This window comes from Streptomyces sp. 8N616 (genome assembly GCF_052246385.1).
Classification (GTDB): domain Bacteria; phylum Actinomycetota; class Actinomycetes; order Streptomycetales; family Streptomycetaceae; genus Streptomyces.
Map to the genome: position 1 here is coordinate 51931 of NZ_JBQQBY010000005.1, position 23089 is coordinate 75019.

Genomic DNA, 23089 nt, shown 5'->3' on the forward strand with positions numbered 1-23089 from the left:
CCTGGCGGAGCGCACCCACGATCACTCCCGCACCCCACGATCGGGCCCGATAGGTGCCATCGGGAGGCCGCCGCCTTTGCCGGGGTGGCGGCGGACGTGCCGCGTGGCGGCCGGGTCCCCTCCTGCCATGAGGAGAGGTGCGGGGCACCCAGGACCGCGGCACCTGGACGAACGGCGGCCTGGTTACCTCGCGCCAGTGAGGCGACCGTAGACGCAGGACGAGCCGTCCCGGCGCGTCGCCGCTTCCGCTTCCGCTTCCGCTTCAAGGAGTCTCATTCATGGCCATATCAACCGCTCGGAAAATCGTTCTCATCAGCGGCGCCAGCAGCGGTATCGGGGAGGCAACCGCCCGGCTGCTCGCCGCGCGAGGTCACCATGTCGTGTTGGGCGCCCGCCGCACCGAGCGGCTCAAGGAGCTCACCGAGGACCTCCATACAGACGGCCACAGTGCCGAGTACCACCCTCTGGATGTGACCGACGCCGAACAGGTACGGGCCTTCGCCGACGCCGCCTACAGCAAGCATGGCCGTATCGATGTGCTGATCAACAACGCGGGCGTGATGCCGCTGTCGAAGCTGGAGGCTCTCAAGCTCGATGAGTGGAACCGCATGATCGACGTGAACATCCGCGGTGTCCTGCACGGCATCGCCGCGGCCCTGCCGATCATGCAGACTCAGCACCACGGCCAGATCATCAATGTCGCTTCGATCGGCGCCCACGCCGTGTCCCCCACGGCCGCGGTCTACTGCGCCACCAAGTTCGCCGCCTGGGCCATCTCCGAAGGACTGCGCCAGGAGGTCGGCGGCGACATCCGGGTCACGACCATCTCTCCCGGAGTCACCGAGTCCGAACTCGCCGAGTCCATCTCGGACCCCGTGGGCCGTGAAGAGATGCGCACCTACCGTCGCGTGGCCCTCCCGGCCTCGTCGGTCTCCGCGGCCATCGCGTTCTCCATCGACCAGCCCGCCGACGTCGACGTCAGCGAGATCATCGTCCGGCCCACCGCCAGCGCGGCCTGACGCCGCGTACCGGCACCGGCCCCGGCCCGCCGTCCACGGCGGATCGGGGCCGGCCGGGCCCCCTGCGGCTTGGCCACCGAGGTGATCGGGGTCGGCGATCACACCGGTTACCAACCACGTAGCCATGAATGGCCTCTTTCCTGAGATTGCTCTTTCGCATTGCCGGCGGTCCGTCCGCCGGTGAATTCGAGTCTGTCCACGGCGCCGAGTAACAGGAAGGCCAAGAGTTTCCTGGGAGAACCACACCCAGGCTGCGGATCTCGGTGTGGTCAGTGGCCCGCCGGGTACCGGGCCGCGGGTTTCAGGGGGTGTGATTCCTGGGTGCAGCGCACCCACGCTCGCCTCACCCGTGGGGCCGCATCCCGCCTTAGCCTCGAAGCCATGGACAACGACAAGCACCCCGCCGTCGAGAACGTGCTGGGAGGTTTCCTCCGAGCCCGGCGCGCTCAGCTACGCCCCGAGGACGCCGGTCTCGCCACGTCCGGCCGGCGCAGGGTGCCAGGTCTACGCCGTGAGGAGGTCGCCACCCTCGCCGGGGTGAGCACGGACTACTACATGCGCCTGGAACAGGGCCGGGAACGGAACCCCTCGCAGCAGGTGCTCGAAGCCGTGGCGAAGGCCCTGCGCCTGGACGAAGACGCGATGGCGCACCTGCACCGGATCGCCACGCCGACAGCACGCCGCATGCGCCGCTCGCCCCGGGAGGAACGCGTCAGCCCGCAACTGCACCGACTGATCGACAACTGGAGCGACACACCTGCCTTCGTCCTGGGCCATGCCCTGGACGTGCTGGCCCGCAATCAGCTCGCCACCACCTTGCACGCGGGATTCGCGTACCCCGACAATCTGCTGCGCATGACGTTCCTGGACCCTGCCGCGCACGACTTCTACCGCGACTGGGACCACGCCGCCGCATCGTGTGTCGCCAGCCTGCGGCAGGCTGCCGGTATCGATCCGGACGATCCGCGGCTCATCGAGCTCGTCGGGGAACTGTCCATGAAGAGCGACGACTTCCGCACCCTGTGGGCGCGCCACGATGTACGCGGCAAGACCCGTGAGGCGAAACTCTTCCACCACCCCGCGGTCGGCGACCTGGACCTGCACTACGAAGCGTTCACCCTCAACAGCGCCCCCGGCCAGCAACTCGTCGTCTACCAAGCCGAACCCGGCAGCCCGTCCGCCGACGCGCTGACACTGCTCGGCTCCCTGAGCGCAGCCCCGATCGCGCGTGACTCGGCGATCACTTTCGACTGACAGGCTGGTCAGTCCTGCGCCACGCTGCCACCCGGCCCCTGCCCCGTCCCCTCACGCTCGGCTTCAGCCAGGCAGCTGCCATGTCACCGCGCTTCAAAGCGCCTGGGCGACAAGAACCGACACGTCGGCGGCAAGCCCGCAGGGGCAGAAAGCGCACTTTCTGTGGTCCGCGCTGACGATCGGCCGCTGACCACACGGCGATATCACTGTCCAACGTGGGCTGCGCGTTGCCGGCCAGGACTGGAACCTTCGCGCAGCTGCGGGACGAAGCGCTGGGCGTCGCCGACAGTCGCTGTTCTGGGGGCGCTGGCCGCGGGGCTCATCACTGCTGGCCCGAGCCGCCGGCCCGGGGGGCGGACTGCCCGCCGCCGCGCTGGTCGGCAACCTGCCCAACCTCGTCGCCGCCCGGGTGGCACAGAGTCTGGACCTGACCGGCCCGGCCCTCGCCGTCGACACCGCGTGCTCCTCGGCGCTGGTCGCACAGCACCTGGCGCGCCGCAGCCTCCAGACCGGCGAATGCGACCTCGCGGTCGTCGGCGGGGTCAACCTCGCGCTCGTCCCGACCGGTCACCGGCTGCTGGAGGAGGCGGGGGTGCTGTCGCCCACCGGGCGCTGCCGGGCGTTCAGCGCCGCGGCCGACGGCTTCGTTCCCGGAGAGGGCGGCGCGGCGATCGTCCTGGCCCGGCTGGAGGACGCGCACCGCGCGGACGACCCGGTCCTGGCCCTGTTGCGCGGCACAGGCACCGCCGCGCCCTGCGCGCCACCCGCGCCCGGCGGACGGCCCGCCCGGGGCGGCCGGGTCGCACAGCGCGGACGGCCCGCGCGGGGAAGACGGCCCGCATGAGGCCGACGGGCCCCAGGAGGCTGGGTGTGCGGCACCCAGGAAGCTCACACCTGGGGAGAAGGCGGCCTGGTTGCTCCTCGCCACGGGGCCGACCCTGGGGCCATGACGAGCAATGACATGCCCTGCGACCCGCATCCGTATGTCGGGATGTGGGTGACGGCGGACGGATTCATCCGCCAGGAACTGCTTGCCAACGGCCGCTACGACGAGGCCCGCGGCAACCGCAAGAGCGCCTACACCGGCAGCTACACGGTCACCGGCAATCACATCGACTACCGCGACGACACCGGTTTCACCGCCACCGGCGACGTCCGGGACGGCGTTCTCTTCCACGAGCACCTGGTGCTCTACCGGGAAGGCGACCAGCCCGCCCCCAAGGGAGCTTGACCATCACCGGCCGCTCGTGCCGCTACGGCTCCTGAACGGCCCGTCCCCGTCATCACCGCGGCACGGGTCCCGAGGCTCCGAGGAAGGCGCCGGTGGGCGCGTCCGGGCCGGCGGTGGCCGCGGCGGTGATCACTGCGGCTCCCTCCTCGACGCTTTGCGTGCCCTGGTGACCCGGCTCCAGCGCCCTGGGCGACGCCGGTCCGTGAGAGCTCTGCGCCTAGGCAGGACTTGCCGATGCGGACGTTCCGCTCCGGCAGGAAGAGTCGTCCAGGCGAAGCGCTCCGAACCCCTACCGTCGGAAGAGCGAGACCCCCATGCGACAGTTGCGGCGAGCACCGTGCTCACCGGCACTCTCCTGGCCCCCTTGCCGCCTGGTCTCTCCCGGCCCAGGCCGCCGCCACGGCGCCCGCCCCGAACGCCGCGCGGCGTCGGAGACGAGATGTCCAGGGCGGACGCTCCTGGCGAGCCGCCCCGACCAGGACCGTGGCGGGCCGTGCCGCTTCCGTGTACGCGCAGAGGACGTGAAGCCAAGGGGTGGTGGAGCATGGCTCACATCCTGGTGAGCGGAGCCGGCATCGCCGGGCTGTCCACGGCTTTGTTTCTGAGCCGTCGTGGCCACCGGGTCACAGTGCTGGAGCAAGACTCTCAGGGGGCGAGCGGTGACCTTGAGAAGGACTTCCTCGACTGGCACCGCCCCCATATCCCTCAAGCCATCCAGCCTCACGGGCTCCTCAGCCCGGTCCGGAAGGTGCTCAACGCCGAAGCTGGTGACGTGTACCGGTCCATGCTCGATCTGGGGGCGTGGGAGCAGCACGAGTTCGACTGGTTCACTGAGCATCCCCCGTACAGGGACGGCGACGAGGAACTGGTGCTCATCCGGACGCGCCGCATCGTCATGGAACACGCCCTGGCGCAGGCGGTGCGGTGCGAGAGAGGGATCGCCTTGCGGACCGGCGAGCGCGTGCAGGACGTCATCATCGACCATGGCGCCCGTGTCCCGCACGTGCTGGGCGTCCGTACCGCGATGGGCGCTTATCACGCGGACCTCGTCATCGACGCCGGCGGACGGCGTTCCCGTCTGGCAGGCCGCCTTGTGGCTGCTGGATGCCGTGCGCCGGTGGTCGAAAGGCACCGCGTGGGCCTCTCCTACTTCTGCCGCTGGTACCGGATGAAGACCGCCGGCGCCACCGACCCGGGCCGCGTGCCCTACACGGCGAGCAGTCCCTATGCCCTCAGCATCGCCTTTCCCTCGGACAATGCCACGCTCGCCGTGGCCATAGCGGCGTCAGTCTCAGATCCGACTCTGCCGGCCCTGCGCGATCCCCTGGTCTTCGACGAACTCGCCCGCTGCTTCCCCTCCACCGGTCCCTGGCTCGCCCTCGACCCGGATCCGCTCACCGACGTCGTGATCATGGCAGGCCTCGACAACCGATGGACCGCGCTCGTCGACAGCCTCGGCCCCGTGGCCACGGGCATCGTCGCGGTCGGAGACGCGGCCGTCGTCACCAATCCGACACTCACTCAGGGCATCGCCCTGGGACTGCTCACGGCTCAGCGCATCGCGCAGACAGCGCATCAGGCCGGTGACCGCGTCGCCTTCGCCCAGGGCCATCATGAGTGGGCTGTACGAACCCTCAAGCCCTGGTTCGACCAGCAGGTCGAGGCCGACCGGGCGGGTGCGGAGCGCCTCGCCCTCGCGCCGGACGCCCCCTCTTCCTCAGCGGCTCTGGCGGCGGCCCGCTTCCCCTGCGGCCTTGAAGACCCGGTGGTCATGCGGGCCTGGGCTCAGGCGCGCCACTTGCTGCGTACGCCCGCCGAAGTGTTCGGTACGCCCGAGGTACAAGCCCGCGTCGAACACTGGCTACGTAGACACCCGGATTTCGCCCCTTACTCCAACGGGCCCTCCCGTGAGGAATGGGAGAAGGTCACGGGTCATCGGGCAGGGGACTGACGACGCTCGCCCCCGGGGCTCGACGGAGCCCCATGACGGGCCGCCCGCCAGAGCCAGGTAATCCATGGGTTCCGTTCCCGTCTCTGGTGATGCGCGGCGTTCCTGGGTGCCGTACACCCAGTACTCCCGAGGCAGCCATTGCCCCGGGGGCATCGCGAAAGGACTAACGGCGGCGGCATTGGCGTCCGCCGCTGAGTGAGCGCGGACACGCAGTGAGCCGGTAATGAGCGGATAGTGGGCGTTGAACGGTCTGGCGGCCCCCCGCCCGACTGGCACATCATTTCGGTAAGTCCAGGTGCTGCACCTCATGGCCGGTTCCGCGGTGTGACGTGGCGACCGAGCGGCAGCAGTCCTGCGAACGTACTCATGACTACCGGAAGTTGACCATGGCTGAGACAAGGCGTGATGCCTCTCCGAAACCCGCGAAAGAGGATTCTCTTCCGCTGGTCGGCACCCCTGAATTCAAAGCCGAAGCCCACACACGGTATGCCGAGCTGCGGGCTGCCGGCCCGATCCACCGGGTCCGGCGGGCCGACGGCTTTCAGGGCTGGCTCGTCGTCGGATACGAATTGGGCCGCGAAGCTCTGGCGCATCCACTGCTGGGCAAAGACCCCGCCCCCTTCGCGGAACGGCTCAAGTCGGTGGGTCAGCACATCCTGCTCGCAGGCACAGGTCTGGGCGGCAACATGCTCATGTCCGATCCGCCGGAGCACACCCGGCTCCGGCGCCTCGTAGCGGGTGCCTTCACTCCTGCCCGGGCCGAGGACTTCGCGCCGAGGATCCGGGCCATCGCCGACGAGTTGCTGGATGGCATTGCGCCGCTCGGAAAGAGCGATCTGGTCGAGACCTACACCGGCCCCCTGCCCATGGCCGTCATAGCGGAGCTTCTCGGTATTCCCGCCGAGTTCAAGGACGACGTTCGCAACTGGACACGCACGGCCATCGGCAACCCTTCCGATGCTCAGCGCACAAGTCTGTTGTCGCTCAACACCTTTCTCCGTGAACTCCTCGAGGAGAAGCGCCGCAATCCTGGGCGTGACCTGCTCAGTGAGCTGATCCATGTTCACGACCAAGGAGAGGACCGCCTCTCCGACACCGAACTTCTGGGAACGGCAGTGATCCTGATGGCCGCCGGTCATGAGACGACGGTCAATCTGCTGGGAAATGCCGCGGTCGCCCTGCTCGAACATCCCAAGCAGGCAGGGTTGTTGCGGGAGCATCCTGAACTGCTACCTGGCGCGGTCGAGGAGTTTCTTCGCTACGACCCCCCGCTGGAGAACACACCGACCCGGTTCGCGACCGAGGAGGTGGTGCTGGGCGGTGAGGTCATCCCCCGCGGTGGCGTGGTGACGATTGCCCTCACCTCCGCCAGCCGGGACGCGCCCATGGGGGCGGGTGAACGTCCGGAGGAGCTGGACGTCACACGGAGCCAGGTGAAGCACCTGGCGTTCGGCCACGGCATCCACCACTGCCTGGGCGCGCCGCTCGCGCGCATGGAAGGTGCCGTCGCCCTGGGCGCGCTGCTGGAGCGCCTGCCCGATCTCACCTGGGACGCACCGGAAGAGCCGCTGCCCTGGATACGGGAAGGGATCACCCGTGGTCCGCTTTCCCTGAAGGTGCGTTACACACCACAGCCATCGCAGTCCGAGTCTTCGACGGAGCATGACGCCAGGCGGTGAGGACGTTGCGGAACCGGTCGGCGCGAGCCGCGGACGCGGTGCGCCTGCGGCGCCCCACGGCACGCGCCGTCGATCGCAAACGTACAGTGGACGTCATGCCTTCGCAGGACTGGCCGGTGCCGCGCCTGTCCAGCCGCCTGCGCGCCTCGGCGGCGCGTGGCTTCGTGGGCCGGGCGAGCGAGCTGTCCCTGTTTCGGTCTTTTATCAGGAACTCCTCGGGCTCCTCGGACGCGTACCGCGTGCTGTACCTACACGGTGTCGGGGGTGTGGGCAAGACGACCCTTCTGCGGCGGTATGAGGATGAGGCATGGGCCGCGGGCCGGCGCGTCATGCGTATCGACTGCCGTACGATCGCCGCCTCACCGGCGGCGTTCCTGGCCCACGCGGCACCCGCCCTCCGGGACCCACGGACAGTGCTGCTGATCGACACCTTCGAACGGTGCCAGGGTCTCGAAGCATGGCTCCGCGATGAGTTCCTTCCCCAGCTGCCTGAGGGCGCCCTGGCCGTCCTGGCCGGGCGGCGGAAACCGGACCCCATGTGGCAGGCGGATCCGCGGTGGCGAGGGACGTTGAAGGTCGTCGATCTGCGGGACCTCTCCGGCGAGGAGGCCTCCGCGTTGCTCACGGCCCAAGGCGTGCCGCCGTCGCTGCATCCGTCGGTTGTGGCCTTCGCGGGCGGCCACCCCTTGGCGCTGTGCCTGGCCGCCACGGTGGCCGACGGCAGGCCCGGGGCGGCCGCGCCCTCGTGGGAACCGGCCCACGATGTGGTGGGAACGCTCCTTGCCCAGCTCGTCGGTGATGTGCCGTCGGCCGTGCACCGGAGCGTATTGGAGATCTGTGCGCATGCTCTCTTCACCACCGAGGGGCTCCTGCGTGCCGCCCTGCCCGGGCACGACAGCGGCGCGCTGTTCGCGTGGCTGCGCGAGCTGCCGTTCGTCGAGGCCGGCCCGTTCGGTCTCTTCCCGCATGACGTCGTACGCGAAGCCCTCGACGCCGACCTCCGATGGCGCGACCCCGAGGGGTATCGGGACATGCATCACCGGGTGCGGCAGCACCTGGTCGACCGCGCCCGCGAGGCGGAAGGGCCGCATGTCCTGCCGGCCATCTCGGCCCTGACCCATCTGCACCGCAGGAACGGCTTCCTGTCCCGCTATCTGACCTGGCGGAACGACGGCGAGATCTACGAAGACGGCGTGCGGCCGGACGACACCTCGGCGGTGACCGAACTGGCCCGTGCGTGCGCGGGGCAGGAGACAGCCGCGATCATGGAGTTCTGGTTACGGCGCCGACGCGAGGCGTTCCGGGTCTGCAGGAGATCGGACACCGGGGAACTGGTCGCCGTCCTCACCTTTCTCCGCCTCGCTCCGGAGGATGAGGAGGAGAATGCGGCGGATCCCGTCGCGGCCGCCGCATGGAACGATGCCCGGAGCACAGCGCCACCGCGTCCTCGTGAACACCTCCTGATCGCCCGGGTGATCACACGGCAGGAGTTCTCCACGGGAGCCTCCCCGGTCATGGATTTCTTCCTGCACCGCATGGTGTCCGAGTTCATCCACGTGCGAGGGCTGGCCCGCTCGTACGTGGTGCTGCCCGAGAACGCCTTCTGGGAGCCGCTCATGGGCTATATCGACCAGCACCTCCTGCCGACGCGGGAATGTGTCGACAACCGTTCCTACTCGGTGTTCGCACACGATTGGCGGCTCGTCCCGGCGGAGCGATGGCTCGATTTCAGCAGAAAGGTCGAGATCTCTGGCCCTCGGCGGAATCGGCCGAAACCCGGAAATGCCCCGGCGATGATGTCCCGCCCGGAATTCGACGGCCACATTCGCCGTGCCCTGCAGTCCCTGAACCGCGCCGACGACCTGTCCGCCAATCCGCTGGCACGGAGCGAACTCGTGAGGGATGCGGCGACTGATGATCCCGCCGAGGCCCTGCGCACCATCATGACCCACACGATTCATTCCCTGCGTGAGGATCCGCAGGCGATGAAACTGCACCGAGCCGTCGAGATGACCTTCCTCCGTGGCGCGCCGACGCGGGAAACTGCGGCCGAACGGCTTGGCCTGCCGCTGAGCACCTACCGAAGGCACCTCACCGCCGGCGTCCAGCGCGTCGGTGACCTGCTCTGGCACCGCCTGCATCAGAAGCGGCCCGACATCAACGACGCGGTCGGGGGCCAGCCCCATCCATGACGCGGACCGGTTCATGCCGCGTTTCTTCGGCAGCCGAAGGGCCCGGGCACCGCCCATCCAGAAGGCTGAGCGGTTCCCGGCGCGAGCGTCATGGCACCGGTCGGCAGACAGCCTCCGTTGCTGGGGGTGTTACGCCCAGCAGCCGTCCGTACGTAGCTGGGCACGCTCACGTGGAGGCCGACATCATGTGCAGTATCTGGTTGATACCCCTCGCCGGGTCCGGAGTGGGGCGACTCCCGGTACGTACGCCTCGCCCTGGACGGGGAGTTGCTTCTCGCCGACGCCCTGCGCCACCTCTACATCCTGCTGCCGGTGCTCGACGGCGCCAAGCACGACTGGGTGGCACCCGACGAGGTCGACAAGCTGCTGCGCGCGGGCGAAGGCTCGGCCCTGGAGTCCGAGCCGGTGGCCCCCCGGCTGTAGCCGAGTCGCCGCGCGGCGCGGGCGGGGCGCGTGATTGCGGCTCGCCCGGCACCGCCGGACTCCGTCGCCGGCTTCCCGCCGTCACGGCGGAGAAGATTTCCGGCGCGCAGGCCGCCCGCCTCGGCGAGGATGGAGAGATGGCATTCCATGTGGATTCCGAGGCCGGGCGGCTGCGCCGCGTCATCCTGCACCGCCCGGACCTGGAGCTGAAGCGGCTCACCCCGAGCAACAAGGACGCACTGCTCTTCGACGACCTGCTGTGGGTCCGCCGGGCGCGCCAGGAGCACGACGGCTTCGCGGACGTACTGCGCGAGCTCGGCGTCGAGGTGCACCTCTTCGGTGAGCTGCTGGCCGACAGCCTGGAGATCCCCGAGGCGCGGAGGCTCGTGCTGGACCGGGTCTTCCAGGAGAAGGAGTACGGCCCGCTGGCCACCGACCACCTGCGGGCCGCCTTCGACGAGCTGCCGATTCCCGAGCTGGTCGAGGCTCTGGTCGGCGGCATGACCAAGCGGGAGTTCCTGGAGCGGCACCCCGAGCCGGTCTCCGTCCGGTTCCACGTCATGGATCTGGACGACTTCCTGCTCGCCCCGCTGCCCAACCACCTCTTCACCCGTGACACCTCGGCCTGGGTCTACGACGGGGTGTCGATCAACGCCATGCGCTGGCCCGCCCGGCAGCGCGAGACGATGCACTTCGAGGCGATCTACCGGTACCACCCGCTCTTCACCCAGTCCGGCGCCTTCCATGTCTGGTCCGAGGGGCAGAGCGCTTATCCGTCGACGATCGAGGGCGGCGACGTGCTCGTCATCGGCAATGGCGCGGTGCTCATCGGGATGAGTGAGCGGACCACCCCGCAGGCCGTGGAGATGCTGGCCCGCGGCCTGTTCGCGGCGGGCTCCGCGCGGTCGATCGTGGCGCTCGACATGCCCAAGGGGCGGGCGTTCATGCACCTCGACACGGTGCTGACGATGATCGACGGAGATACCTTCACGCAGTACGCGGGTCTGGGGATGCTGCGCTCGTACACCATCGAACCGGGCTCGGGGGAGCGGGAGCTGAAGGTGACCGACCACCCGCCGGAGCACATGCACCACGCCATCGCGGCCGCGCTCGGCCTCGACGGCATCCGCGTCCTCACCGCCACGCAGGACGTGCACTCGGCGGAGCGGGAGCAGTGGGACGACGGGTGCAATGTGCTCGCCGTCGAGCCGGGGGTGGTCGTGGCCTACGACCGCAACGCCACCACCAACACCTTCCTGCGGAAGCACGGCATCGAGGTGATAGAGATCCCGGGTGGCGAGCTGGGGCGCGGGCGGGGCGGGCCGCGCTGCATGAGCTGTCCGGTGGAGCGGGAGCCTGTGAAGCCGTAGGGAATCCAGAGGGCGGGGCGGCGCCCGCGGGAACCATGGGCCCTGTAGGTCGCGCAGGCCCCGCAGGTCCCTGTGTCTCCACCCAGCTGTCTCTCGGCAGGCCTCCCTGTATAGGGATACGGAGAATCGTATAGACTTCCAGCCGTTCACCCGCAGTCGTGACCGAGGAGCCCACCCGATGGCGACAGACCTCACGGGCCGCCACTTCCTCAAGGAGCTGGACTTCACCGCCGAGGAGTTCCGCCACCTCGTCGAGCTGGCCGCCGAGCTGAAGGCCGCCAAGCGCGCGGGCACCGAGGTGCGGCGGCTGCGCGGCAGGAACATCGCCCTTGTCTTCGAGAAGACCTCGACCCGCACCCGCTGTGCCTTCGAGGTTGCGGCCGCCGACCAGGGCGCCTCGACGACGTATCTCGACCCCAGCGGCTCACAGATCGGGCACAAGGAGTCGGTGAAGGACACCGCCCGGGTCCTTGGCCGGATGTTCGACGCCATCGAGTACCGCGGCCACGGCCAGGAGGTCGTCGAGGAGCTCGCCGCGCACGCCGGGGTCCCGGTCTTCAACGGCCTCACCGACGAATGGCACCCCACCCAGATGCTGGCCGATGTGCTCACCATGACCGAGCACAGCGACGAGCCGCTGGAGTCGCTCGCCTTCGCCTACCTCGGTGACGCGCGCTCCAACATGGGCAACTCCTACCTCGTCACCGGCGCGCTCCTCGGCATGGACGTACGGATCGTGGCGCCGAAGCAGCTCTGGCCCGCCGAGGAGATCGTGACGCGGGCCCGCGAGCTGGCGGCCACCAGCGGCGGACGGGTCACCCTCACCGAGGACGTCGCCGAGGGCGTGCGGGGGGCCGGCTTCGTCGCCACGGACGTGTGGGTGTCGATGGGGGAGCCGAAGGAGGTCTGGGACGAGCGGATCGAGGTCCTGCGGCCGTACGCGGTGACGATGGACATGCTGCGCGCCACGGGCCGCCCGGACGTGAAGTTCCTGCACTGCCTGCCGGCCTTCCACGACCTCGGCACCCAGGTCGGCCGGGAGATCTACGAGCGGCACGGCCTGACCTCGCTCGAGGTCACCGACGAGGTCTTCGAGTCGGAGCACTCGGTCGTCTTCGACGAGGCCGAGAACCGGATGCACACCATCAAGGCGGTCCTGGTCGCCACCCTCGCCGGTCCGGCGGCGCCGGGAGCATGAAGGGCGAAGCCCACCCATGGTTATGGGGTGGCCGCCTCTCGGGCCCGTATCGCGTACTCGTGACGACAGTCATGGATGGGTGATAACTTCGGAGGGCAGGCACCAGCCGTCCGGCTGAAGGAGGCCCTACGCCATGAGCCCGTTCACCGGTTCCGCCCGGACGACCGAGGAGTGGCGGCATCTCCGGCTCACCAGGGACGAGGGGGTCGCCACCGTCACCCTCGCCCGCCCCGAGAAGCTCAACGCCCTGACCTTCGGCGCCTACGCCGACCTGCGCGACCTGCTCGCCGAGCTCGCCAGGGACGGTTCCGTACGGGCGCTGGTGCTCGGCGGCGAGGGCCGCGGCTTCTGCTCCGGCGGGGACGTCGACGAGATCATCGGCGCCACCCTGGCCATGGACACCGGGCAGCTGCTGGACTTCAACCGGATGACCGGGCAGGTCGTCCGCGCGCTGCGCGAGTGCCCCTTCCCCGTGGTCGCCGCGGTGCACGGAGTCGCCGCGGGCGCGGGCGCCGTCCTCGCCCTGGCCGCCGACTTCCGGGTCGCCGACCCTGAAGCCCGCTTCGCGTTCCTCTTCACCAGAGTGGGGCTTTCGGGCGGCGACATGGGCGCGGCCTATCTGCTGCCGCGCGTGGTCGGCCTCGGGCACGCGACCCGGCTGCTGATGCTCGGCGAGCCGGTGCGGGCCCCCGAGGCCGAGCGGATCGGCCTGATCAGCACTCTCGCGGAGGAGGGCCAGGCCGGTGCGGAGGCCGCCGCGCTCGCCCGGCGGCTCGCCGAAGGACCGGCCCTCGCCCACGCCCAGACCAAGGCCCTGCTCACCGCCGAGCTCGACATGCCGCTGGCCGCCGCCGTCGAAATGGACGCGGCCACGCAGGCGCTGCTGATGAACAGCGCCGACTACGCCGAGTTCCACGCCGCGTTCAGCGAGAAGCGGCCGCCCACGTGGCAGGGCAGGTAGCGGTGCCGGGGCGGGGAGCGGCTGTCGGGCCGATGCGGGTCGCCGTCATCGGCGGCGGGCCCGGCGGGCTGTACGCGGCGGCGCTCCTCAAACGGCTCGACCCCGCCCGGGAGATCACCGTCTGGGAGCGCAACGCGCCCGACGACACCTTCGGCTTCGGCGTCGTCCTCTCCGACGAGACCCTGGGCGGCATCGAACACGCCGACCCGGCCGTCCACCGCGCGCTGCAGGCCGAGTTTGTCCGCTGGGACGCCATCGACGTCGTGTACCGCGGGCGCACGCTCACCTCCGGCGGCCACGGCTTCGCGGCCCTGGGCCGCCGCAGGCTGCTGGAGATCCTTCACGAGCGCTGCCGTTCGCTCGGCGTGGAGCTGCGCTTCGGTACGGAGGCCCCGTCCGCCGCCCGACTCGCCGCCGCGTACGACCTGGTGGTCGCCGCCGACGGCGTGCACAGCCTGACGCGTGAAGCGCACCGCGACACCTTCGGGACCCGGCTCACCACCCACCGCTGCCGCTACATCTGGCTCGCCGCCGACTTCGCCTTCGACGCCTTCCGCTTCGAGATCGCCGAGACCGAGCACGGGGTCATGCAGTTGCACGGCTATCCGTATGCGGCCGGCGCCAGCACCGTCATCGTCGAGATGCGTGAGGAGGTGTGGCGGAGCGCGGGCCTGGACCGGTGCGACGAGACCGAGTCGACCGAGCGGTGCGCGAAGATCTTCGCCGACGCGCTCGGCGTCCGCCCGCTGCGCGGAAACAGCTCCAGCTGGACCGCCTTCCGCACCGTCGTCAACGAGCGCTGGTCGCACGGCCGTACGGTGCTGCTCGGCGACGCGGCGCACACCGCCCACTTCTCCATCGGCTCCGGCACCAAGCTCGCCGTCGAGGACGCCCTCGCGCTGGCCGCCTGCCTGGACGAGCAGCCCGATCTGCCCGCCGCACTCGCCGCGTACGAGGCCGAGCGCCGTCCCGTCGTCGAGTCGACGCAGCGCGCCGCCCGCGCCAGCCTCGAATGGTTCGAGAACCTCGGCACGTATCTCGGCCAGCCGCCCCGCCAGTTCGCGTTCAACCTCCTCACCCGCAGCCGCCGCATCACGCACGACAACCTGCGGCTGCGCGACCCCGGATTCGTCGCTGCCGTGGAGCGCGACGAGGGGGTTCCGCCCGGCACGCCCCCGATGTTCACCCCCTTCCGGCTGCGCGGCCTCACCCTGCGCAACCGCGTCGTCGTCTCCCCGATGGACATGTATTCGGCCGAGGACGGCACCCCCGGCGACTTCCACCTCGTCCACCTCGGCGCACGCGCGCTCGGCGGCGCCGGGCTGGTGATGACGGAGATGGTGTGCGTGAGCCCGGAAGGGCGGATCACCCCGGGCTGCGCCGGGCTGTACGTACCCGGCCACGAAGCGGCGTGGCGGCGCGTCACCGACTTCGTGCACGCGCAGTCGCCCGGCACGGCGATCGGCGTGCAGCTCGGCCACGCGGGCCGCAAGGGCTCGACCCGCCTGATGTGGGAGGGCATCGACCAGCCGCTGCCGCACGGGAACTGGCCGGTGGTGGCCCCCTCGCCGCTGCCGTACCGGCCGGGCGTCAACCAGGTCCCGCACGTGCTCGACGCGGCCGGACTCGCCGGGATCCGCCAAGAGTTCGCGCAGTCCGCCGGCCGCGCGGCCCGCGCCGGATTCGATCTCCTCGAACTCCACTGCGCCCACGGCTATCTCCTGTCGAGCTTCCTGTCACCGCTGACCAACCACCGCACCGATGCCTACGGCGGCGACCTCGCCGCCCGGCTCCGCTACCCGCTCGAAGTCTTCGACGCCGTACGGTCGGTCTGGCCGGACGACCGGCCCATGACCGTCCGGATCTCCGCCACCGACTGGGCCGACGGAGGCACCACGGCGGACGAGGCCGTCGAGATCGCCGGCGCGTTCACCGCCCACGGCGCGGACGCCATCGATGTGTCCACCGGGCAGGTCGTCCCCGACGAAAGGCCGGAGTACGGGCGCTCGTACCAGACGCCGTACGCCGACCGGATCCGCAACACCCTCGGCGTCCCGGTCATCGCGGTCGGCGCCATCTCCTCCTGGGACGACGTCAACTCGCTGCTGCTCGCGGGCCGCGCGGACCTGTGCGCCCTCGCCCGTCCGCACCTCTACGACCCGCACTGGACCCTGCACGCGGCCGCCGAGCAGGATTACACCGGCCCCGGTGCCCCCTGGCCGCTCCCGTACCGCGCGGGCAGCCGCAAGCCCCCGGCCGGCCGCACAGACGCGCCCAAGCCCAGGCTCAGCCTCGGCTGGGGCGTACAGAGGTGAGGGCCGCTCAGCCCGACACCACTTCCGCCGCGAACGCGGCTCCCGCGTCGCGCAGTCGGGCGTGCAGCGCCGCGAACACCTCCGCGCTGCGCCCGCCCGGCCAGTCGCGGGGCAGCAGTTCCGCCGGGAGCCCCGGGTCCGCGTACGGCACGTGGCGCCAGGAGTCCAGCATCAGCAGGTGGTCCCGGTACGCCTCCGCGCGGTCCACGGTGCGCCGCCCCGCCCAGCGCCGCAGCATCGGCTCGTGCTCCTCCAGGAAGGCGCGGTGCAGCTTCGCGATCGCGTCCAGGTCCCACCAGCGCGCCACCGAGCGGGCCGTCGGCTCGAAGCCGGTGTGCCGTCCGGTGAACAGGTCGACGTACGCGTCGAGTCCGAGCCGCTCCAGGGTGTGCCGGGTCTCCTCCAGCAGATGGGCCGGGGCGATCCACACGCCGGGCGCGGCCGTGCCGAACCCGAGCCGCGCCAGGCGGGAGCGCAGCAGATGGCGCTTGTTCCGCTCCTGCTCGGGGACCGAGAAGACGGCCAGCACCCAGCCGTCGGCGAGGCGCACGGGCTGCCGGCCGTAGATGCGCCGGTCTCCGTCGTCCAGAAGCTGCCGGGCGCTGCCGGAGAGCACGTAGCCGGCCGCGCCGCTCCCCGTACGGGCGGGGAGCAGCAGCCCGCGCCGTTTCAGCCGGGAGACCGCCGAGCGCACCGAGGGCGGGTCCACGTCCACGGCGCCCAGGAGCCGGATCAGCGCCGCGATCGGCACCGGTCCGTCCGGACCCTCCTCGGTTGCGCGCCCGCGCCCGTGGGCGCCGAAGAACGTGACGATCAGGGACCGCGGAGTGTGCTGCTCTGCCACGCGATCACTCTAGAGCGCTTGCTGTCCCGGCTCGCCCGGTCCGCTCGGTCTCCAGGCCGCGCAGCCGGAAGCGCTGCAGCTTGCCCGTCGCGGTACGGGGCAGGGCGTCGAGGAAGACGATCTCGCGAGGGCACTTGTACGGCGCGATCCGGTCCCGGACGAAATCCCGGAGGGCCGCGACCGCGAGCTCGTCCCGGCGCGCGCCGTCGCGCAGCACCGCATACGCCACCACGATCTGCCCGCGCCGCTCGTCGGGACGCCCCACCACCGCCGCCTCCAGTACCTCGGGGTGGCGCAGCAGGGCGTCCTCGACCTCGGGGCCCGCGATGTTGTACCCGGCGGAAATGATCATGTCGTCGGCGCGGGCCACGTAGCGGAACCAGCCGTCCGGCTCCCGCACATACGTGTCGCCGGTCATGTTCCAGCCGTCCCGGACGTACTCGCGCTGCCGCTCGTCCGCGAGATAGCGGCAGCCGGTCGGCCCGCGGACCGCCAGCAGCCCCGGCTCGCCGTCCGGTACGGGCCGCCCGTCGTCCCCGACCACGCGCGCGTGGAAGCCGGGCACGGGAACTCCGGTCGTGCCCGGCCGGATCGCGCCGTCGGCTGCGGAGATGAAGATGTGCAGCAGCTCGGTCGCTCCGATGCCGTTGATGAGCCGGAGACCGGTGCGCTCGTGCCAGGCGGTCCAGGTGCCTGCAGGAAGGTTTTCCCCGGCCGAGACGCAGCGGCGCAGCGACGCCAGGTCGTGCGAGTCGAGCTGCTCGAGCATCGCCCGGTACGCCGTGGGGGCGGTGAAGAGCACGGACACCTTGTGCCGGCCGATCGCGGCAGGCAACTGCCGCGGTCCTGCCTGCTCCAGCAGCAGCGCGGCCGCTCCGGCCCGCATCGGGAAGACCACGAGGCCGCCGAGCCCGAAGGTGAAGCCGAGCGGCGGGCTGCCCGCGAACAGGTCGTCGGGGCGCGGCTGCAGCACGTGCTCCGAGAAGGTGTCGGCGATCGCCAGCACATCGCGGTGGAAGTGCATGCAGCCCTTAGGGCGCCCCGTGGTTCCAGAGGTGAAGGCGATCAGCGCCACGTCGTCCGCGGACGTGGCGACCGCCGGGTAGACATCGGGCTTGGCCGCGCACCGGGACGTGAGATCCTCCGGTCCGTCCCCGCCGTAGGTGGCGATGCGCAGACCGGACACCTCCGCCTTCACCAGGTCGTCGACCGACCGGATGTCGCACAGCGCGTGCCGGACCCTGGCCATCTCGCAGATGCCCGCGAGTTCCGGCGGCCGCTGCGAGGCGAGCACCGTGACGGCCACCGCTCCCGCCTTCATCACCGCGAGCCAGCAGGCGGCGAGCCAGGGGCTGGTGGGGCCGCGCAGCAGGACCCGGTTGCCGGGCACCACGCCGAGGTCCGAGGTGAGGACGTGCGCGATCCGGTCGACCCGGCCGCGCAGCTCGCCGTACGACCAGACGCCGCCCGAGCCGTCGACGAACGCGGGCCGGCCGGGCCCGAACCGCTCCACCGTGCGGTTCAGCAGTTCGGCACCGCAGTTGAGCCGGTCCGGATAGCGCAGCCCCGGCAGCTCGAAGAGCAGCTCGGGCCACTGTTCGCGCGGCGGCAGATGGTCGCGGGCGAAGGTGTCCTCGTGGGCTGACGGCTTGAGCGGCGTGAGCTGCATGGCGGTTGCGCCCCCTCGGTCGCCGGTCCTGGAATGGGGTGGTTTCAGGCCGTGCGGTTGCCCACGAGCGTAACGTGATGGTGACGACAGTCAACAGATCGCGATAAGACTGCCGAGAAGGAGGTGCTGTCGATGGCCGCATTCGCGCTGGAGGCGGAGCAGCTGGAGTGGTGCGCGCAGGTGCGCGAGCTGGCGGCGGAGCGGCTGCGGCCGCTGGCGGAGAAGGGCGAGCCCGGCCGGGTCAACCGGCCGATGGTCGCGGCGCTCGGCGAACTCGGCCTCCTGGAGCGGATCTTCCCGGACGCGGGCGCGGGCGCGGGTCCGGGTACGGGCGCCGCTTCGGGTACGGGCGTCGGCCCGGGGGCCAGTGCCGGTCGGGGTACGGGCGTCGGCCCGGGGGCCAGTGCCGGTCCGGGTGGGGGCCCGGGGGCGTCCGGGCCGGGCCGGGTCTCCGCACTGGACCTCTGTCTGCTGCGCGAGTCCCTGGCCACCGAGTGCACGGAGGCGGAGACGGCGCTCGCCCTCCAGGGCCTCGGCACGTACCCGGTGGTCCAGTCGGGCAGCCGGGAGCAGCGCGCACGCTGGATCCCCGAGGTCACCGCGGGCCGGGCCGTCGCCGCCTTCGCGCTGAGCGAGCCGGGCGCGGGCTCCGACGCGGCGGCGCTCGCGCTGGCGGCCGAGCCCGACGGCGGGCACGGCTGGCGCCTCAGCGGCGAGAAGTGCTGGATCTCCAACGCCCCCGAGGCCGACTTCTACTCCGTGTTCGCGCGTACGGGCGGAGGGGCGGGGTCCCGGGGCATCACGGCCTTCCTCGTCCCCGCCGACCGTCCCGGCCTCTCGGGCGAGCACCTCGACATGCTCAGCCCGCACCCCATCGGCACCCTGCGCTTCGACGGCGTCCCGGTCACCTCGGCCGACCTGCTCGGCGAGCCCGGCCGGGGTTTCGGCGTCGCCATGCGGACCCTCAACCTCTTCCGGCCCAGCGTCGGTGCCTTCGCCGTCGGCATGGCGCAGGCGGCGCTGGACGCCGCCCTGGCGCACGCCGCACGCCGTACGGCCTTCGGCGGCCCGTTGAAGGACCTCCAGTCCGTCTCCCACCAGCTGGCCGAGATGGCCACCCGCACCGAGGCCGCCCGGCTGCTCGTCCTCGCCGCCGCGGCCGCGTACGACAGCGGCGCCCCGGACGTCGCCAAGCGCTCGGCCATGGCGAAACTGCTCGCCACGGAGACGGCGCAGTACGTCGTCGACGCGGCCGTCCAGATCCACGGCGCCCGCGCGCTCCGGCAGGGGCACCTGCTCGAACACCTCTACCGTGAGGTGCGGGCCCCGCGGATCTACGAGGGCGCGACCGAGGTCCAGCGGACCATCATCGCGAAGGAGCTGTACCGGTGAGCGAGCGACCGCGGCACCTGGGGCGCGTCAACCCGCCCGAGCTGTCCCCGCCGAGGGGTTTCAGCCACGCCGTGACGGCCACCGGCGGCCGGCTGGTCTTCCTCGCCGGCCAGACGGCCCTCGACGGGGACGGCAAGGTCACAGGAGACACCCTCCCCGCGCAGTTCGAGACCGCGCTCACCAACCTCCTCACCGCCCTGGCCGCGGCGGGCGGAGCACCGGAGCAGCTGGCCCGCGTCACCGTCTACGCCACGGACGTCGCCGCTTACCGTACGCACGCCGCCGAACTCGGCCGTATCTGGCGCCGTCTGTCGGGCCGCGACTACCCGGCGATGGCGGTGATCGGCGCGGTCAGGCTCTGGGACGAGCAGGCGATGGTGGAGCTGGACGGCATCGCGGTCCTGCCCTGACGCCACTACCTACGTGTGCGGTAGCAACCGACCCGTGCAACGTCGCAGGAAACGCCATATTCACGTCCAGGCGCGCATTTTTCTCCCCTACCCGTTGACGCGTCATGTGGGCGATACATAACATGTATGCACAACAGGGCCGCGGGATGCACCAACGCTATCCCGTCGGACAACGTCACGGGAGTTCTGAAGCGGGCGCTCGTGACACGTACCACCCGGCACGGCGACTCGGAGCATCACCGGAGTCGACCCTTCGCTCCGGGCTGCTGCCGAGATCAGCGAGGCACCTCATGGCTCCGGCACCGACCAGCTCCCCCATCGCATCGCGCGGACACCGTCCCGGCCTCAGGCGCGCCACGGCTCTGCCTTCGGCCCGGTACGGGCCCCGGGAAGCGGCGTCCCACCGCGCGGTGATCGCCCTCCTGGCCGAGGAACGCCAGGTTCGTATGGTGCGCCGCTTCGCCGCTGCCCACCTGTCCTGCTGGGGGCTGACCGAGCAGGACCGGGACTGCGTGGTCCTCATCGTCGGCGAACTGGCGGGCAACGCGGCGCGACACGGCGGCACCGACATGACCGTGAGCCTGTCCTTGACCGACCGGGATCTGTGCATCGACGTCGTGGACACCGGCCCATCGGGTCGCCCCCCACGCGCGCATGGCAGCGAGGCCGAGGACGAGCACGGCCGCGGTCTGGGCATCGTCGATCACCTGGCCAGCTGGACCGACTTCCGCGCCGAACGGGACGGCTGGCGGAGCCGGGCGGGTCTGCGCGTCGCTCCGGCAGGCAGTACCGCGGCTTAGCAGTTCCCAGCTCTCACCCAGGGGACGGGTTGCCTCACAGACTGCTTCCGGTCACAGCGAGTCGCTCAAGGTGTCCGCGAGGCGCTGCCGTACGGCTCGAGCGGCGGGCAGCACCGAAACGGCGACCGCCCCGGCCACCGCAGCCGCGGTGATCGTGAGCAGAAGCGCGGGCGAGGGCTGCTGAGCGATACCCGAGCCGATGCCGCTGGAGCGGCCCTGGAGATCGATCAGCCAGTCCGAGGCCAGGACTCCGGCGGCCATTCCCACCACGCTGGCGCCCAGAGCGATGAAGCCGGTGCCGGCCACGATCACGGCCATGATCTGGCGTGGAGTGAGCCCGATCGCCTTGAGGGCGAGAAGGTCGCGGCGTCGGTCCCGTACACCTGCGGCGATGGTCGTCGACAGCTCCGCGAGACCGATCAGCGCGAGCACGAAGATCAGCCCGACGATCACGCCACGCACCGACGAGAGCGCGTCGGACGGATTGCCGATCTCGCGTATGTCGAGCCGGCCGTCCGCGGTCCCGGCCAGATCGCCCCGCACCGCGCCGGGGTCGGCGTCGTCATCGAGCACCAGCTGATAGAAGTCGGGCCGCAGCGAGGCGTCGCGCTCGCGCAGGGTGTCCAGGGATGTGGAGATCACCCGGCCGCCGTCCTCCGGCTCGATGCTGCGCCCCACGATGTGCAGGACCTGGGGGCTTCCCTGCACCGTCATGCGGACCCAGTCGCCGACCTCGGCATCGAGCAGATCGAGCAGCCCCTGGCCTGCCACTGCCTCGTCCGGGCCGCGCGGCGCATGTCCCTCGGCGGCGACGAACGGATACGGGTCGCTCTCCGTGCCGAGGCCCCGAAGCCTGATGGTTCCGGTCTGTCCCGGGACCAGGGCCGCGACCTCGGAACCCGGATAGGCCGCCGCCACCTCGGGGTGATCGGTCAGCAGGCGACGCATGGACGCCTCGTCGAGACCGTCGCCCCGCGCGGTGAGGGCGGCGGAGAGCCCCACCTTCTGCGGCCGGTGCTCGAAGCCGTCGAGGGTGGTCCAGGCGCCGAGGGCCACGGTGATCAGCAGCAGGGGGACGGCCAGCCGGCCGACGGCGGCTATGGAGCGCGCCGAGCGGTTGAAGGCGCCGCGCCAGCCGAGCACCAGAGCGGGAGGCAGGTGCAGACCGAGAGCGCGCCGTACGGTTCCGGATATCCGGCGGCTGACCGGGGTCGCGGCCCGGGCGACGGGCACCGGCGGAACACGCCCGGCCCGCCAGGCGGCCGCCCCCGTCATCGCGGCGATGAGAAGCAGCGCGCCCGCCGAGATGGCCGCCGGCACCCAGGCGTGCTCGGGAAGCGCCTGCCACAGGTCCATGGCCTCGCCCACCCGGCCGGGCAGACGCGGGCCGAGCACCTCGGTGAGGACCGCCCCGAAGGCGACGCCGACCAGCGCGAGGGCGAGGTGCTCCACCAGGTACATCCGGACGAGGTGCCCGGGAGTGAAGCCGATGGCCTTCAGCACCGAGATGTCCCGCAGATGACCTCGGATCCGCGTGCTGATGGCGCCTGCCACGGCCAGGGCGGCGGCCAGCAGCGCCCCGAGCCCGAACACCCCGAGCAGCAGCCCGAGGAGGCGGTCGCCGCCCTCGGCGTCGGCCCGGGCCTGCTGCCAGGTGGAGACCTCGGTGACCTGGTCGGCGCCGAGCTCGGTGACCGCCCGCTGGACGGCGAAGTCGGTGTCCTCGGGATCGTCGAGCCGCAGCCCGATGGTCTGGCCCTGGCGCTCGCGGTCGGGCGCGACCTGGCGGAGGGTCTCCGGCAGTACCCATCCCACGCCGGGAGTCTCCCCCGCTCGATAGCGCGGTTCCGCGGTGTCGGCGATGCCTGCGACGCGCAGGGAGCTGACGGTTCCGCCGGAGCCGCGGACGTTCAGGGAGTCGCCGGGCTCGGCCCACAGCGCCCGGGCGACCGAGCTCTCCAGCACGATGCCGTTCCGGGCGTCACGGGTGAGCCAGTGACCGGAGGCGACGAGCGGCCGGGCCACGTCGGGCGGCTGGGGCGCGGTGGCGCGCAGCTCCAGTGTCGCGTTGCCTCCCCCGGTGCTGCTCCCCCCGAGCTCGGCGGTGGCCGCTGCCGTACGGAACGGCCCGGCCGCGGCCGCGACGCCGTCGAGCCCGGTCAGCGCCCCGGCGTCAGCGGTCGTCGTGGTGTGGATCCACACATGGGCGCCGGAGGACTGGGTGAAGACCCGCTGCCAGGGGTTCGCCGCATAGGCGAGGAACGCTCCGGCGAGCAGAAGAGAGACGATGATCCCGGCCGTCGCGAGGACGAGGAACAGCGCTTCGCCGCGCTGCACCCGAAGGTCGGCGCGCACCCAGCGCACCGTGGCCCTCATCCTGC

General features: G+C 71.3%; 16 protein-coding genes and 2 pseudogenes. 15 read left to right on the forward strand and 3 right to left on the reverse strand.

The genetic code is table 11. The annotated features are described in order from the left end of the window. Positions 1-278 precede the first annotated feature (278 nt). The 12 genes and pseudogenes from ACTWQC_RS06060 (at position 279) to ACTWQC_RS06115 (ending at position 15593) form a co-directional block, all read left to right on the forward strand. Entirely contained in the window at positions 279-1019 is a 741-nt protein-coding gene (locus tag ACTWQC_RS06060; protein ID WP_443314490.1) for an SDR family oxidoreductase, read from the forward strand. A gap of 381 nt (positions 1020-1400) precedes the next feature. Next, positions 1401-2273, forward strand: coding sequence for a helix-turn-helix transcriptional regulator (locus ACTWQC_RS06065; RefSeq protein WP_443314491.1), 873 nt, complete (start codon positions 1401-1403; stop codon positions 2271-2273). A gap of 325 nt (positions 2274-2598) precedes the next feature. Further along, positions 2599-3114 (forward strand): annotated as a pseudogene (locus tag ACTWQC_RS06070) (polyketide synthase); the annotation flags it as partial. A 105-nt stretch (positions 3115-3219) separates the two neighbouring features. Then, positions 3220-3504 (forward strand): Atu4866 domain-containing protein, encoded by a 285-nt coding sequence (locus ACTWQC_RS06075; RefSeq protein WP_443314492.1) that lies wholly within the window; start codon positions 3220-3222, stop codon positions 3502-3504. Between the two features lie 544 nt (positions 3505-4048). Next, positions 4049-5455, forward strand: a complete 1407-nt coding sequence (locus tag ACTWQC_RS06080) for an NAD(P)/FAD-dependent oxidoreductase (RefSeq protein WP_443314493.1) — start codon at positions 4049-4051, stop codon at positions 5453-5455. 386 nt (positions 5456-5841) lie between these two features. Continuing rightward, positions 5842-7134: a cytochrome P450 family protein gene (locus tag ACTWQC_RS06085; protein ID WP_443314494.1), complete on the forward strand. Its 1293-nt coding sequence runs from the start codon at positions 5842-5844 to the stop codon at positions 7132-7134. 95 nt (positions 7135-7229) lie between these two features. After that, positions 7230-9326 (forward strand): ATP-binding protein, encoded by a 2097-nt coding sequence (locus ACTWQC_RS06090; RefSeq protein WP_443314495.1) that lies wholly within the window; start codon positions 7230-7232, stop codon positions 9324-9326. Positions 9327-9545: 219 nt separating this feature from the next. After that, positions 9546-9710, forward strand: a pseudogene (locus ACTWQC_RS06095) (3' terminal RNA ribose 2'-O-methyltransferase Hen1); the annotation flags it as partial. A 176-nt stretch (positions 9711-9886) separates the two neighbouring features. Beyond that, positions 9887-11119, forward strand: coding sequence for an arginine deiminase (locus ACTWQC_RS06100; protein WP_443314496.1), 1233 nt, complete (start codon positions 9887-9889; stop codon positions 11117-11119). A 178-nt stretch (positions 11120-11297) separates the two neighbouring features. Next, positions 11298-12317, forward strand: coding sequence for an ornithine carbamoyltransferase (gene argF, locus ACTWQC_RS06105; protein WP_443314497.1), 1020 nt, complete (start codon positions 11298-11300; stop codon positions 12315-12317). Between the two features lie 133 nt (positions 12318-12450). Next, positions 12451-13278 (forward strand): enoyl-CoA hydratase family protein, encoded by an 828-nt coding sequence (locus ACTWQC_RS06110; RefSeq protein ID WP_443314498.1) that lies wholly within the window; start codon positions 12451-12453, stop codon positions 13276-13278. Between the two features lie 32 nt (positions 13279-13310). Then, positions 13311-15593, forward strand: coding sequence for a bifunctional salicylyl-CoA 5-hydroxylase/oxidoreductase (locus ACTWQC_RS06115; protein ID WP_443314655.1), 2283 nt, complete (start codon positions 13311-13313; stop codon positions 15591-15593). Between the two features lie 7 nt (positions 15594-15600). Here the strand turns inward: ACTWQC_RS06115 and ACTWQC_RS06120 are convergent, their stop codons facing one another. Continuing rightward, complete coding sequence (locus ACTWQC_RS06120; protein WP_443314499.1) at positions 15601-16437, reverse strand: PaaX family transcriptional regulator; 837 nt, start codon at positions 16435-16437, stop codon at positions 15601-15603. A gap of 4 nt (positions 16438-16441) precedes the next feature. Next, positions 16442-18106, reverse strand: a complete 1665-nt coding sequence (locus tag ACTWQC_RS06125) for an AMP-binding protein (RefSeq protein ID WP_443314500.1) — start codon at positions 18104-18106, stop codon at positions 16442-16444. A gap of 132 nt (positions 18107-18238) precedes the next feature. Here ACTWQC_RS06125 and ACTWQC_RS06130 point away from each other — a divergent pair, with 132 nt between their 5' ends. The 3 genes from ACTWQC_RS06130 (at position 18239) to ACTWQC_RS06140 (ending at position 20708) form a co-directional block, all read left to right on the forward strand. Then, entirely contained in the window at positions 18239-19498 is a 1260-nt protein-coding gene (locus ACTWQC_RS06130) for an acyl-CoA dehydrogenase family protein (protein WP_443314501.1), read from the forward strand. Continuing rightward, a complete protein-coding gene (locus ACTWQC_RS06135; protein WP_443314502.1) occupies positions 19495-19908 on the forward strand; it encodes a RidA family protein in 414 nt (137 codons plus the stop codon). The genes ACTWQC_RS06130 and ACTWQC_RS06135 overlap by 4 nt, the downstream gene beginning before the upstream one ends. A gap of 410 nt (positions 19909-20318) precedes the next feature. Next, positions 20319-20708, forward strand: a complete 390-nt coding sequence (locus ACTWQC_RS06140; protein WP_443314503.1) for an ATP-binding protein — start codon at positions 20319-20321, stop codon at positions 20706-20708. A 51-nt stretch (positions 20709-20759) separates the two neighbouring features. On the opposite strand, the gene ACTWQC_RS06145 is transcribed toward ACTWQC_RS06140, so the two are convergent. Continuing rightward, on the reverse strand, positions 20760-23084 hold the full coding sequence (locus ACTWQC_RS06145) for an ABC transporter permease (protein ID WP_443314504.1): 2325 nt from the start codon (positions 23082-23084) through the stop codon (positions 20760-20762). Between the last annotated feature and the right edge of the window lie 5 nt (positions 23085-23089).